Source organism: Saccharothrix texasensis, assembly GCF_003752005.1.
Classification (GTDB): Bacteria; Actinomycetota; Actinomycetes; order Mycobacteriales; family Pseudonocardiaceae; genus Actinosynnema; species Actinosynnema texasense.
In genome coordinates this window covers 3,896,739-3,909,958 of record NZ_RJKM01000001.1, presented here as the reverse complement: position 1 = coordinate 3,909,958, position 13,220 = coordinate 3,896,739, and the positions used below count along the sequence as shown (strand labels likewise).

The 13,220-nt window shown below is 67.7% G+C and carries 13 protein-coding genes and 2 tRNA genes; 12 read left to right on the top strand and 3 right to left on the bottom strand.

Annotated elements, in window-relative coordinates:
* Positions 1–115 precede the first annotated feature (115 nt).
* From EDD40_RS16270 to EDD40_RS16240, 7 genes are all read left to right on the top strand, one after another.
* Positions 116–568 (top strand): hypothetical protein, encoded by a 453-nt coding sequence (locus EDD40_RS16270; protein ID WP_211348185.1) that lies wholly within the window; start codon positions 116–118, stop codon positions 566–568.
* Between the two features lie 30 nt (positions 569–598).
* On the top strand, positions 599–778 hold the full coding sequence (locus tag EDD40_RS16265; RefSeq protein WP_246037686.1) for a hypothetical protein: 180 nt from the start codon (positions 599–601) through the stop codon (positions 776–778).
* Positions 775–1,350, top strand: coding sequence for an AMED_5909 family protein (locus EDD40_RS44620; protein ID WP_342777768.1), 576 nt, complete (start codon positions 775–777; stop codon positions 1,348–1,350). The genes EDD40_RS16265 and EDD40_RS44620 overlap by 4 nt, the downstream gene beginning before the upstream one ends.
* 343 nt (positions 1,351–1,693) lie before the next feature.
* Positions 1,694–3,163 (top strand): FtsK/SpoIIIE domain-containing protein, encoded by a 1,470-nt coding sequence (locus EDD40_RS16255; RefSeq protein ID WP_123743667.1) that lies wholly within the window; start codon positions 1,694–1,696, stop codon positions 3,161–3,163.
* 26 nt (positions 3,164–3,189) lie between these two features.
* Positions 3,190–4,764, top strand: a complete 1,575-nt coding sequence (locus EDD40_RS16250) for a replication initiator (RefSeq protein WP_123748059.1) — start codon at positions 3,190–3,192, stop codon at positions 4,762–4,764.
* The gene (locus EDD40_RS16245) at positions 4,765–4,968 is read left to right on the top strand and encodes a helix-turn-helix domain-containing protein (RefSeq protein ID WP_211348184.1); all 204 of its coding nucleotides are present in this window, start codon (positions 4,765–4,767) and stop codon (positions 4,966–4,968) included.
* Entirely contained in the window at positions 4,968–6,104 is a 1,137-nt protein-coding gene (locus tag EDD40_RS16240) for a tyrosine-type recombinase/integrase (RefSeq protein ID WP_123743666.1), read from the top strand. The genes EDD40_RS16245 and EDD40_RS16240 overlap by 1 nt, the downstream gene beginning before the upstream one ends.
* A 70-nt stretch (positions 6,105–6,174) precedes the next feature.
* On the opposite strand, the gene EDD40_RS16235 is transcribed toward EDD40_RS16240, so the two are convergent.
* Positions 6,175–6,245 (bottom strand) — tRNA-Gly (locus tag EDD40_RS16235).
* Positions 6,246–6,306: 61 nt separating this feature from the next.
* Between EDD40_RS16235 and EDD40_RS16230 the strand changes: the two genes are divergently transcribed.
* Positions 6,307–6,383: transfer RNA gene (locus tag EDD40_RS16230), tRNA-Pro, on the top strand.
* 96 nt (positions 6,384–6,479) lie between these two features.
* On the opposite strand, the gene EDD40_RS16225 is transcribed toward EDD40_RS16230, so the two are convergent.
* Both EDD40_RS16225 and EDD40_RS16220 read right to left on the bottom strand, forming a co-directional pair.
* Positions 6,480–6,839, bottom strand: coding sequence for a hypothetical protein (locus tag EDD40_RS16225; protein ID WP_123743665.1), 360 nt, complete (start codon positions 6,837–6,839; stop codon positions 6,480–6,482).
* A gap of 89 nt (positions 6,840–6,928) precedes the next feature.
* Positions 6,929–7,834, bottom strand: coding sequence for a LysR family transcriptional regulator (locus tag EDD40_RS16220; protein ID WP_123748058.1), 906 nt, complete (start codon positions 7,832–7,834; stop codon positions 6,929–6,931).
* Between the two features lie 1,154 nt (positions 7,835–8,988).
* Here EDD40_RS16220 and tig point away from each other — a divergent pair.
* From tig to clpX, 4 genes are all read left to right on the top strand, one after another.
* Positions 8,989–10,347, top strand: a complete 1,359-nt coding sequence (gene tig / locus EDD40_RS16215; protein WP_123743664.1) for a trigger factor — start codon at positions 8,989–8,991, stop codon at positions 10,345–10,347.
* A 143-nt stretch (positions 10,348–10,490) separates the two neighbouring features.
* Positions 10,491–11,069, top strand: coding sequence for an ATP-dependent Clp protease proteolytic subunit (locus EDD40_RS16210; protein WP_123743663.1), 579 nt, complete (start codon positions 10,491–10,493; stop codon positions 11,067–11,069).
* A gap of 35 nt (positions 11,070–11,104) precedes the next feature.
* Positions 11,105–11,731: an ATP-dependent Clp protease proteolytic subunit gene (locus tag EDD40_RS16205; RefSeq protein ID WP_123743662.1), complete on the top strand. Its 627-nt coding sequence runs from the start codon at positions 11,105–11,107 to the stop codon at positions 11,729–11,731.
* A gap of 207 nt (positions 11,732–11,938) precedes the next feature.
* Positions 11,939–13,219: an ATP-dependent Clp protease ATP-binding subunit ClpX gene (clpX, locus tag EDD40_RS16200; protein WP_106615123.1), complete on the top strand. Its 1,281-nt coding sequence runs from the start codon at positions 11,939–11,941 to the stop codon at positions 13,217–13,219.
* Position 13,220 lies beyond the last annotated feature (1 nt).

Genomic DNA, 13,220 nt, shown 5'->3' with positions numbered 1-13,220 from the left:
GACGTCCTTAGAAGTCCCACTATGCGGTGCTTGCGTCCCGCCGATCAGCCGAAAGTGGTTGGTGTCAAGGTGCTGGACCAAGGGTCCAGCCGACGCTGATGACAGGAGATCGGCTGTGGCGATCAGTGGTGGGAGCAGGCTTCCGACGACGCACGACTTCGTCTTTCCTCGTGGTGCGCTGGTGATGGGTGTCGAGCCGGTGCTCAAGTTCCAGTCGGCCGAGGAGCGGGCGAAGGGGTTGCCGGTTCAGCAGGAGACGGACAAAGAGTCCGGGCTGTTGGTGTGGTCGGTCCTGGTGATCGACCAGGCGGCGGAGCGGAAGACGGACGCCGTGGTGACGGTGAAGATCGCGGCCCCTCACCAGCCGGTTCCGCCGGAGGCGATTCCGGGGACGGACGTGCGGCCGGTGGTGTTCGAAGGGTTGACGGTGACGCCGTGGATTGACGACAAGGCGTGCCGTGGCAGCCATGGGGGTGAGCGGCACCGGTGTCGGGCGAAGCTGGGGTACAGCCTGCGGGCCTCGGGTATGAAGCCGGTTGTGGTCAAGTCCGCTGCTAAGGCGGCGTGACCGATGAGCAGCGACATGGTTCGGCTTCACGTGACCGATGACCTGCCCATCCGGGCCTACCCGCAGACGTTCGCCGACCGGGTGGAGATTCGTTTCGGGAAGGCGTTCCCGGTCGTCCTGGTGGTCGAGAAGGACTCGATCAACCGGCTGCGCTCGGCGTTGCAGGACGGAGGCGTTGCCTTGGGCGTCGAGGGGGATGAGTGGGAGTGACGTCGCTGGAGGAGTTGTGGTCGGCCGTGGAGTCGGCGGCGACGCTTCGGCAGGCCCATGACGCTCTGCTTGAGGTGGTGCCCTCACGGGAGGCCACGCGGGTGGAGTGGCGGGATTTCCACCTGCGGGCGGCCGAGGTGTATCGGCGGGTTGCGGAGACGGATCGTGGGCGGCAGAGGGAAGCTCTGTTCCTCGCGGAGCAGCAGCGGGAGAAGGCGGACAAGATCGCCCAGGGCCTCGCTGCTGACGCGGGTGCTCGCCGCAAGCGACGGCGGAGGATCGAGCCGGGTGGGTCAGAGCGCACGGCGGCGCAGGCGGTTCGTGTTCCGCACCGGGTCGGTGATCCGAGGTATGCGGTGAGGCTTCGTGACGACGCGTTCACCAAGGCTGTGCGGTTGGCGGGGTTCCACTCGGACTACGCGTTGGCCAAGGCGATGGGGCTCAACCGGTCGACGGTGAAGCGTGCGCGTGACGGAGAGCTGAGGCCCGGTGCGCGGTTCATCAGCGGGGCGTTGAAGGCGCTCGCGCCGTTCGAGTTCGAGGACCTGTTCGAGGTCGAGACGAGCGATTGACCGTGCGGGCGGTCTCGTGCGGCAAGTGATCTGAATTGCTGGTTGGTGGGGTCGCGGGGAAACAGGTTCGAGTCTTGGCGGGCTGAAGCTGTTTCCCGGCGACACACCGACCGGAACTTTCGCGTGCTTTCGTTACCACACAAGGGATTCCGGTCATGTCGAGGCTATCGGTACGTGGGGTGCGCGCGTCAAGTCGGCGCGGTGCTCCGACAGTGTGGAAGTTGTCCAACGGTCGCCCCTGTGGGGCGTGCAAGCGGTTCGGTGTCTACGCCCCGAACCAGGTCGTTTGTTATGGTTGCCTGGGTTGGCTGCCGCTGATTTTCGCCCCCGTGGGGCGTGGGCGATGAACGGCGGGAAGTGGGTCGACCCGGCCCCGTTCGAGGGTGTCCGGCCTCGTGTGCCGTGGTGGGTGCTCGTCCCCGGCAAGGCCAAGTGGATTGCGGCCGTGGTGGCGCTGGTGTGGTTGATGGTCGTCGGGGCCGTGCGCCTGGTGCTGGTTGTCGTTCGGTATCCGGTGGTCACGGTGGTGCAGGTGTCGGCGGCCTGGTGCTGGTGGCGGTTCGGGCTCTCGCCGTTGGTGCTGGCGTTGTTGTCGCTGGTCGCTGCACTGACTATCTGGGCGGGTCTCGATCGTCGGTCGTTCCTGCGCCACGGCTGGTACCGGCTGGTGACCGAATGGCGGCGGGCAACTGTGTACGTCCCGAAGTGGCGATCGGTGATGCGGCTCGCTGAGCTGGCCAAGCGGGACCGTGGGCGTGAGTACCGGCCCAGGCTTCGGCGGGTGCGATCCGAGGGATGGCGGGACCGGGTCCGGGTGCGGATGGTGCCCGCACAGTCGCCAGACGTATGGGAGCTGCGCCGGGACGGCCTGGCGCACTCGTTCGGTGCTCGCTCGTGTCGGGTGCGGGTGTTGCGTCCTCGGGTGATCGAGCTGGACTTCGTCCACCGTGACCCGCTGCTGCGACCTCTCGCGGTGCCCGCGCTGGCGGACTCGACCGAGGTGGACCTCAAGCGGGTGGTCGTCGGTCGGACCGAGACCGGTAGGCCGTGGCGGCTGCGTCTGCTCGGGTCTCAAGTGCTCGTGGTCGGCGTGCCCGGTGCGGGCAAGGGCTCGGTGCTCTGGTCGCTGGTGTGGCAGCTCGCTCCGGCGGTGCGGGCGCGCCTGGTTCGGCTGGTGGGGATCGACCCGAAGGGCGGGATGGAGCTGGGGCAGTGCCCGGATGCGTTCGATCGGGTCGTGTACGACAACGGGCCGGAAGCTGTTGCCCTACTTGAGGAAGTCGCCGCAGAGGTCAAGGAACGCGCGACGCGATACCGGGGTGTCCGGCGGCTGTGGGCGCGGTCGACCGGTGAGCCGTTCACGGTCCTGGTGGTCGATGAGCTAGCGGACCTGATTGCTTACCAACCGGACAAGCAGCTCCGCGAGCGTGCCGCGCGGGCCATCCAGACCATCACGTCTCAGGGGCGGGCACCCGGCTACGCGGTCGTGGGCCTGGTCCAGGACCCGCGCAAGGAGGTCGTCGGGTTCAGGCACCTGTTCAGCACCCGCGTGGCGCTGCGCCTGGACGAGCCACAACAGGTGGACATGGTCCTTGGCGACGGGGTGCGGCAGCGGGGCGCGGCAGCCCACGAGATCAGCGAGAACACGCCCGGCGTCGCCTGGGTGAAGCAGGACGGGCAGCGGGAGCCGGAGCGGGCTCGGGCGTTTCACGTCACCGATGCGGACCTTGTCGAGCTGAGCGTCTTCCTGGCCGATGCAGAAGTGCACGACTTCCCGACTCGACCGGACGGCAGTGGGGAGGTTGCGGCGTGAGCGAGTACCTGACTCGTGCCGACCGGATGAAGCAGCCGGCGGCGCTCGATGTGGCTCGGGCGGTCGCTGAGGAACACGGCGTCTGCGTCCGGCCTCTGGCCAAGGAGCGTGTCGACCTGGACACCGGGCGGGTCGACATCATCCCTGTCCCGTGCGGCTCGACGGTCGCCAGTGTGTGCCCGACATGCGCGGAGAAGAACCGGCGGTTGCGGATGGCGCAGTGTCGGGAGGGGTGGCACCTGACCGAGGAGCCGGACTTCACCCCGGATGCGCCGTCCGAGGACCAACGGGTGTTGGTGGCCTTCCGGGCCGATCTGGTCAAGGCGTACAGGGCGGCTGTTGAGGAGGGCGACGAGATCGGGGCGGAGGAGGTCCGAGAGGAGGTCGCCGGGGTTGATACGGAGCTGCGGCAGCTCGGAGTCCGCGGTTCGCTTCCAGCTCTGGAGGCACGTCCGCGAGTCACCCGGAAGCGGTCCACTCGGCGGCGGCAGGATGCGCCGAACCTGCCTCGGCGGCCGGTGACCAAGCGGACCGTGGGGAGGGTCTTCGGGGGTAAGTACCAGCCCTCGACCTTCCTCACGCTGACGCTGGACAGCTACGGCAAGGTGCGGTCGGACGGCACTCCGGTCGACCCGGCCCGGTACGACTATCGGCGGGCGGCTCGGGACGCGGTGCACTTCGCGGCCCTGCTCGATCGGTTCGTGCAGAACTTGCGGCGGTGCGTCGGGTGGGATGTGCAGTACTTCTCGACCGTCGAACCTCAGCGGCGACTGGCGCCACATTGGCACGCCGCTGTCCGGGGTTCGATTTCGCGTGCGGAGCTGCGGGCGGTCGCTGAGGCCACCTACCACCAGGTCTGGTGGCCCAACCACGACGAGATCAAGTACGGCGGTGACAGCCGGCCGGTCTGGGACACGCGGGCAAAGGGGTTCGTTGACCCGACCACCCGTGAATCGCTGCCCACTTGGGAGCAAGCTCTCGACCAGGTGGAGCGTCCGGCGCACGTGGCGCGGTTCGGGATGCAGGTGCACTCCAAGGGCATCCTCGGCGGCACTGAAGAGGCCGGTCGGCACATCGGCTACCTGACGAAGTATCTGACCAAGAGCATCGGTGAGTGCTTCGATGCCCGGACCAGCCGTCAGGAGGACCACGCCGAACGGCTGTGCGCGGAGTTGGCCGTGACGCCCTGCTCTCCGCAGTGCCCGGTGTGGCTGCTCTACGGGGTCCAGCCGAAGGGCGCTCGGCTGTCGATGGAGCCGGGCAAGTGCAAGGGCAAGGCGCACAAGCGCTCAACCCTTGGCGTCGCCGGTCGGCGGGTGTTGGTGTCGCGGAAGTGGTCCGGGAAGTCGCTGGCCGACCACAAGCACGACCGCAAGGAATTCGTTCGGCAACTGCTGGCCGACCTGGGGATCACTGGGGAAGACCAGCCCAAACGGGTTGTCTGGAACAACGTGCGGCCCGGTGACCCGAACGTGCCCCCAAGACCACACCTGCTGCTGCGGGCGGTCGCGGAGCGGCGTCGATGGAAGGCCGAGTACACGGCGGCGCTGCTCGCCTCGGCCAGTCCGCCAAGCCGTTCGGCAACGTCTCAAGCTGCGTAAATGGGGGAGAAGACAATGAAGGAGCACTTCACGGTTCAGGAAGCGGCGGACTACATGAACACGACCGTCCGCTTCGTCCGGCGGCTCATCGCAGAGCGCCGGATCGCGTTTCACCACCTCGGGCGGCACGTCCGGCTCAAGCGGGCCGACGTGGACGAGTTCATCAACGCCGGTCGGGTCGAGCCGGTCTGGAGGGCTGCCTGATGGCGAACAAGAAGAACCACCGCCAGTTCGGGCACGTCCGCAGGCTGCCGTCCGGTCGGCATCAGGCGAGTTACCTCGGGCCTGACGGCCTTCGCCGGAACTCCCCGGAGACGTTCCCGACCAAGACCGATGCCAACGCGTGGTTGTCCACGGTGGAGACCGACCTACTGCGCGGTGAGTGGGTCGATCCGCTGCTCGGCAAGGTCGCCCTCAAGGAGTACGGGGAGCGGTGGATCAAGGAACGGCAGCTCGGCGTCCGCACCCGCGAGGAGTATGAGCGGCAGTTCCGGCTGCACGTCGTGCCGTTCCTCGGGGAGAAGCTGCTCAACTCGATTACCACGGAGACCGTGCGGACCTGGCGGCGGCACCTGCTCGACAACGGCCGTTCGGACACCACGACCGCCAAGGCGTACCGGCTGCTGAGGGCGATCATGAACACCGCCTTGGACGACAACCGGATCAAGCGAAACCCATGCCGCATCAAGGGTGCGGACCAGGAGAAGGCTCCCGAACGGCCCGTGGCGGCCGTCGAGCAGGTGTTCACCCTGTCGGAGACCGTGCCGCCCCGCTTCCGGGTGCTGATCCTGGCCGCTGCCCTCACAGGTCTGCGGTGGGGTGAGCTGATCGCCCTTCGAAGGTGTGACGTCGACCTGGACGCGCCATCGGTTCGGGTGCCTCGGAGGCTGGCCCAGCTCAACTCGGGCCAGCTCGTGGAAGGCCCACCGAAGTCAGCGGCGGGCTTCCGGACGGTCGCCATGCCGGAGATCCTCGTGGACGACTTCCGACGTCACCTGATGGCGTTCGTCAAGGCCGGTCCGGAGGAGCTGATCTTCACCGGGGAGAAGGGCGCGGCGCTCAAGCGCGGCAACTGGCACCGGTCCGTGAAGTGGATCAAGACGGTGGCCAAGGTCGGACTCCCGAAGGGCTTCCACTTCCACGACCTGCGCCACACGGGCAACAACCTGGCGGCGGCAGCGGGAGCCAGCACGCGGGAGCTGATGCACCGGATGGGGCACGGGAGCATGCGGGCGGCGCTCATCTACCAGCACGCGACCAGCGAGCGGGACAAGGAGATCGCGGACAAGCTCAGCGAGCGGGTGAGGGCCAGCCAATCGCACGCTAATCGCACGACGTGATCAGGAGACGCGACAGCGGTGCTGCCCTGGGATGGGTGGCACCGCTGTTGACCTGCAAGGGGAAGTCGAGAGCGGGTGACGGGAATCGAACCCGCATGACCAGCTTGGAAGGCTGGGGCTCTACCATTGAGCTACACCCGCATCGCGCCTACCGGGGTGGGCGCGTGGTCAGCTTAGCTGGTCGCGATAGGCTGGGGTGGACCGGGGCGTGGCGCAGTTTGGTAGCGCACCCGCTTTGGGAGCGGGGGGTCGCAGGTTCAAATCCTGTCGCCCCGACCAGTTCAGCGGCCCTTTCCTCCACGTCGGAGGGGAGGGCCGCTGGCTTCTGACGGGTGAGTCGCCGCACGTGGGCACCAGCGGTGGTGGGCTGGGTGGTCACGGAGGTCCGGTGGCGATGCCGGAGTTCGGTCGGGCCGCGGGGGATGGGCGGTCGGGGGTTCGGGATTCCGCGGTCGACGGGGAACGCGTCGTCGGCTGACTCCTGGCGGGGTCCAGGTCGGCGACCGCGGTGCAGATCGTGGCCGCTTGGCGTTCCAGGACGTCGTCCGGTGAGGTCTCGTCCACGCCTCTGGCCAGGAGCTCGGTCCTGGAGAGCAGGAGCACGGCGTCGCGGAAGTCGTCCGCGTCCAGGTCGTCCACCTTGATCACCTCGAGCCTGCCCCCGATCAGGACCAGGGTGGGGTCCGGCAGGTCGGACAGCAGCAGCTCCCGCAGGTCACTCGCCTTGACGGTCATGTGTCCGTGCTACCCGGCGCCGGTCCCGCGAAACGCGGGCCGTTCTTGAGCACACCCGCGCCCGGGCGCTCAAGAACGGCTCCCCAGTGTCATGCCGGAGTTGCCACCTGCTCGCTGACCACCTGCGCCGCCGCCGACACCAGCGCCGTCACCGACGGGTTGGTGGAGTTGTCCTGGCGCCACGCGAACTGGGTGTACACCCGGAACGGCGGCACCCAGGGCAGTCGGCGGAGCCTGCCGTCGCCCAGCTCGGCGGCGACCGTCACCTCGGGGACAAGCGAGATCCCCAGACCCGAGGCGACCGCCCGCTTGGCGGCGTCGATCGAGTCGAGCGCCAGCACGGGCGACTTCGACTCCGCTTCCTGCAGGCCCAACGCCTGCTCGAACTGCTCGTAGTAGCTGGCGCCGTTCTCGGCCCGGATGAGCGTGCTCCCGCGCAGCTCGTCCTCGGTGATCACCGAACGCCTGGTCAGGGCGTGGGTGGGACCGGCGACCATGACCAGCGGCTCCGGGCACAGCACCGTCGTCTCCAGCCCCTCGCGGGGCTCCACGGAGCCGATGAAGAAGGTGCAGTCCAGTCGTCCCTCACGCACCGAGGTCAGGTTGGCCTGGGTGTTGCGCGAGTGGAGTGAGATCTGGACGCTCGGGTAGCGCCAGCACATGTACTCGATCAGTGGTAGCAGACGGTAGTCGGTCAGACTCTGTGCGCTGCCGATGACCAGCTTGCCGTGCGGCTCGCCGTTCATCGTGATCGCTTTCCTGGCCTTGTCGGTCAGGGTGATGATGTTCCGGGCAAAAGGCAAAAGCTCGACACCGGCAGAGGTCATCTGGATGCCGCGTGGAAGTCGTCGGAACAGCGGCACGCCGAGGGTCTCTTCGAGTGCCTTGATCCGAGTGGTTATAGTGGGTTGCGAGCAATTCAGCGTGGCGGCTGCCTTGGTGAAGCTGCCCGTTTGAACCACAGTTGTGAACGCCAAAAGCTGACGCGTCTCCATGGAGCTCCCCAACGGTGCGTGTAAGTGGTCCACGATGAGGCCTGTGCGGGACGGCATCGTGATCTCTTGTGCGTGGCGGCAGTTGACCTGGCTGCGCTTCTTCGTGCGCGTGGCCTGAGGTCGATCAACATCGCCGCGCTACCGCGAGGGGTGGTACGCGGTGGCCGGGAGGTGTGCCCGGGGCCCGTCGGACCCCGAAGTCACAGCCGGCGCCCAGCAGTGGTCCTGGGATAGTGTTCGGCAGCGGCGGAATGGATCTCATCGGGTCATCGGCACCTTGTCTGGTAGGTGGTTAAAGAGCTCGATGACATTGTCTCGCTCGTTCCTGTCGGTCCCGGTTGCCGGTTGCGTCCGCTGCTGACCCCCCAGAACGTCCGGCAACGCCAATTATTGCTGGTCCAACATGCGGATCCGGGCGTCACGCTACCTGAAACCCACACTAATGGACTACGGCGGTTGGAGTCATCTCGACAAGTGAAAGTTTTCTGCCGGGCACTACTCCAAACGGCCTCAATTCACTCTTTCTGGCGAACCTCCCCTCGCTGACGGTCGCCGACTGTTAGTCGGCTCTACGGCATACGTGTTACACGACTCCGCGGTGGCCTCGCTCGGTGCTGACGCGCTCTGCCGTGGTCACGGCTCCCAGTGCCACTCGAATGGCCTAACGGATCGCCCTGTCGATCGACCGTTGGGCCGCATAGGTACGACCGATCCGGCTCTGGTGAGACCGCGAAAATGCGGATTCACGGTCTGGTCACACCGAGTTGGCGAGCCGGGCTCGGGTCACGTGGCCCGACGGCGCCCGGGCACGCCGGAGCCGAGTTAAGAACCACTGTTGTGATTTTCACCGCGCCCGCCGGGCGGTCCGGGCGGGCGTCCGGGAGGCCCCGCGGGACGACCCGGACGGGTCGCCCGAACGGGCGGAATTCCCCCGACACCACGAATTCCGGCGGCGCCCCGCAATAGGGATTCCCGGCGAGCGGGTATTGCCGCGACAATGGCCCGACGGCCCCACCGCGGCCGGTTGCGGCGCCTCGACCCGGGGTGCTAGCGCCACCACGCCGGCCGACCGCCTAGACTCAGGCGGAATCCCGGCGCGCCCAGACGCGTTCACGGGGTGTTCCGCACGTCATGCCCGTTACGAGGAGACCACGTTGAAGAGCACCGTCGAGCACCTGAGCCCGACGCGGGTCCGGATCAACGTCGAGGTGCCGTTCGACGAGCTCAAGTCGGACTTCGACCGCGCGTACCGCAAGCTGGCCAAGCAGGTCCGCATCCCCGGCTTCCGCCCCGGCAAGGCCCCCGCCCGCGTTCTGGAGAGCCGCATCGGCCGCGCGCCCGTGCTGGACGAGGTCGTCCAGGAGGCCATCCCGGCGAAGTACCTGGAGGCCGTGACCTCCGGTGAGCTGCGCACCCTCGGCCGCCCCGACTTCGAGGTGACCAAGATCGAGGACGGCGAGTCCCTGGCGTTCACCGCCGAGGTCGACGTCCGCCCCGAGATCACCGTCCCCGCCTTCGGCGAGCTGTCCGTCAGCGTCGACGACCAGGAGGTCACCGACGAGGACGTGGACACCCAGCTCGACGAGCTGCGCGCCCGCTTCGCCACCCTCACCGGCGTCCAGCGCCCGGCCGAGACCGGCGACTTCGTCGTGGTCGACCTGTCGGCGACCGTGGACGGCGAGGAGGTCGAGGAGGCCAAGACCGCCGGCCTGTCCTACGAGATCGGTTCCGGCCAGCTCGTCGAGGGCATCGACGAGGCCCTGGTCGGCGCCTCCGAGGGCGAGTCCAAGAACTTCACCACGACGCTGGTCGCCGGTGACCACGCCGGCCGCGACGCCGAGGTCACCGTGGTGCTGAACTCGGTCAAGGAGCGCCAGCTGCCCGAGCTGGACGACGAGTTCGCCCAGCTGGCCAGCGAGTTCGACACGCTCGACGAGCTCAAGGCCGACCTGCGCACCCGCCTGGGCCGCGTGAAGAAGATGCAGCAGGGCGTCCAGGCCCGGGACAAGGTGCTGGAGGCGCTGCTGGCCAGCGTCGAGGTGCCGCTGCCCGAGGCCGTCGTCGCGGGCGAGGTCGAGGCGCGGGCGCACGACGCCATCCACGCCCTGGACCACGACGAGGCGCGCTTCGCCGAGTGGCTGGCCGAGCAGGGCCAGACCAAGGAGGAGTTCGACACCGAGGTGCGCGAGGCCTCCGAGCAGGCGGTCAAGACCCAGCTCGTGCTGGACGCCATCGCCGACGCCGAGCAGCTCAACGTCACCGACGCCGAGCTGACCGAGCGGATCATCTACCAGGCGCAGCGCTTCGGCATCAGCCCCGACGAGTACGTCAAGCGGGCCCAGCAGTCGGGCCAGCTCGGCGCGATCTTCGCCGACGTGCGCCGCGGCAAGGCGCTGGCCTCGGTCGTGCGCCAGGCCACCGTGACGGACTCCGAGGGCAACGCCCTCGACCTGGACGAGCTGTTCGGCGAGACCAGGGCCACCGAGGAGCCGGAACCCGCGAACGCGGAGTGAAGCCCTGAGCGAACGCGGGCGGTGTCGGGACGTCGACGCCGCCCGCCTTCGTTAAGGTCGTTGCTACGAGACTCTTTTCGGCACAGCTAGTAGGCACAGTTAGGCAGGCAGACGTGACGCAGCATTCCTTCCCGACGCCCGAGATGCGAGCGGCTACGGGGATGAACCTCAACGACTCGGTCTACGAGCGTCTGCTCCGCGAGCGGATCATCGTCCTGGGGACGCAGGTCGAAGAGAACATCGCCAACCAGATCGTCGCCCAGCTCCTCCTCCTCGCCGCGGAGGACCCGGAGAAGGACATCACCTTCTACATCAACTCGCCCGGCGGGTCGGTGACCGCGGGCATGGCGATCTTCGACACGATGCAGCTGATCGAGCCCGACGTGGCGACCTACGCGATGGGCCTGGCCGCGTCGATGGGGCAGTTCCTGCTCTCCGCGGGCACGCCCGGCAAGCGCCACGCCCTCCCGCACGCCCGAATCCTCATGCACCAGCCCTCGGCCGGCGTCGGCGGCACGGCGGCGGACATCGCGATCCAGGCGGACATGCTCACCCGGACCAAGCACGAGATGGCGGAGCTCATCGCGGAGCACACCGGTCAGCCGGTCGAGCGCATCATCGCCGACTCGGACCGCGACCGCTGGTTCACCGCCAAGGAAGCCGTCGAGTACGGCTTCGTGGACAAGGTGATCACCCGCGCCAGCCAGGCGTCGACCAACTGACCGCGACCAGAGCACCAGCCACCAGGAGACCTGAAGTGAGCCAGTTCCACGCGCCGCAGTCCCGGTACGTGCTCCCGTCGTTCGTCGAGCGCACCAGCTACGGCATCAAGGAGTCCAACCCGTACAACAAGCTGTTCGAGGAGCGCATCATCTTCCTCGGCGTGCAGGTGGACGACGCGTCGGCCAACGACGTGATGGCCCAGCTGCTCGTGCTCGAGTCGGAGGACCCCGACCGCGACATCCTGATGTACATCAACTCGCCCGGTGGCTCGTTCACCTCGCTGATGGCCATCTACGACACCATGCAGTTCGTCCGCCCGGACATCCAGACCTACTGCCTGGGCCAGGCGGCCTCGGCGGCGGCCGTGCTGCTCGCGGCGGGCACCCCCGGCAAGCGGCACGCGCTGCCGAACGCCCGGATCCTGATCCACCAGCCGGCCACCGAGGGCGTCTACGGGCAGGTCTCCGACCTGGAGATCCAGTCCAACGAGATCCAGCGGGTCCGCAGGCTGCTGGAGACCACGCTCGCCCGGCACACCACCCGCACGCCGGAGCAGGTGCGCACGGACATCGAGCGCGACAAGATCCTCACCGCCGACGAGGCCAAGGACTACGGCCTCATCGACAGCGTCCTGCCCTACCGGAAGCTCTCGGCGAAGTAGTCCCGGCGTGGCGTCCGACACGCCGAGCTGACCAGGGGTCCTGCTCAGCGAGGCGTGTCGGGGGCACGCTAATCCTCCCGCACAGGCGGGTAGGACAGGTACCGTCGAGGGGAACGGGCGGACCCCGCATCCAGCGGGCACTCGCCACATCAGCAGTCAGGCGCACCTCACCAGGTCGTGCGCCGGAGGGGACAGAGGTCAGCGGTCATGGCACGTATCGGTGACGGCGGCGACCTGCTGAAGTGCTCTTTCTGCGGCAAGAGCCAGAAGCAGGTGAAAAAACTCATCGCCGGACCGGGTGTCTACATCTGCGATGAGTGCATCGACCTCTGCAACGAGATCATCGAGGAAGAACTCGCGGAGGCCGGTGACGTCAAGCTCGACGAGCTGCCCAAGCCCGCCGAGATCCACGAGTTCCTCGACCAGTACGTGATCGGCCAGAACGAGGCCAAGCGCACGCTCTCGGTGGCGGTCTACAACCACTACAAGCGCATCCAGGCCGGTGACCGCGGGCGTGAGGGCCGCGACGACGGCGTGGAACTCGCCAAGTCGAACATCCTCATGCTCGGGCCCACGGGGTGCGGCAAGACCTACCTGGCCCAGACGCTCGCGAAGATGCTGAACGTGCCCTTCGCCATCGCGGACGCCACGGCGCTGACCGAGGCGGGCTACGTGGGCGAGGACGTGGAGAACATCCTCCTCAAGCTCATCCAGGCGGCGGACTACGACGTCAAGCGCGCCGAGACCGGCATCATCTACATCGACGAGGTCGACAAGATCGCTCGAAAGAGTGAAAATCCGTCGATCACGCGCGACGTGTCGGGTGAAGGTGTGCAGCAGGCGCTGCTGAAAATACTGGAGGGGACGACGGCCTCGGTGCCGCCGCAGGGTGGTCGCAAGCACCCCCACCAGGAGTTCATCCAGATCGACACGACGAACGTGCTGTTCATCGTGGCGGGCGCGTTCGCGGGCCTCGACAAGATCATCCAGGACCGGGTCGGCAAGCGCGGTCTCGGCTTCGGCGCCGAGGTGCGGACCAAGGCCGAGGTCGACGCGGCGGACTACTACGCCGACTCGATGCCCGAGGACCTGATCAAGTTCGGCCTGATCCCCGAGTTCATCGGCCGCTTGCCGATGGTCGCGAGCGTCACGAACCTGGACAAGGAATCCCTCGTCCGCATCCTCACCGAGCCGAAGAACGCGCTGGTCAAGCAGTACCAGAAGCTGTTCGAGATGGACGGGGTCGAACTGGAGTTCACCCGGACGGCGATGGAGGCGGTCGCGGACCAGGCGATCCTGCGCGGCACGGGCGCACGCGGCCTGCGGGCGATCATGGAGGAAGTCCTGCTGCCGGTGATGTACGACATCCCGAGCCGCACGGACGTCGCCAAGGTCGTCATCACCGAGCAGACCGTGAAGGAGAACGTCAACCCGACCATCGTGGCCCGGCAGCCGTCCCGCCGGGAGCGTCGCGAGAAGTCGGCGTGAG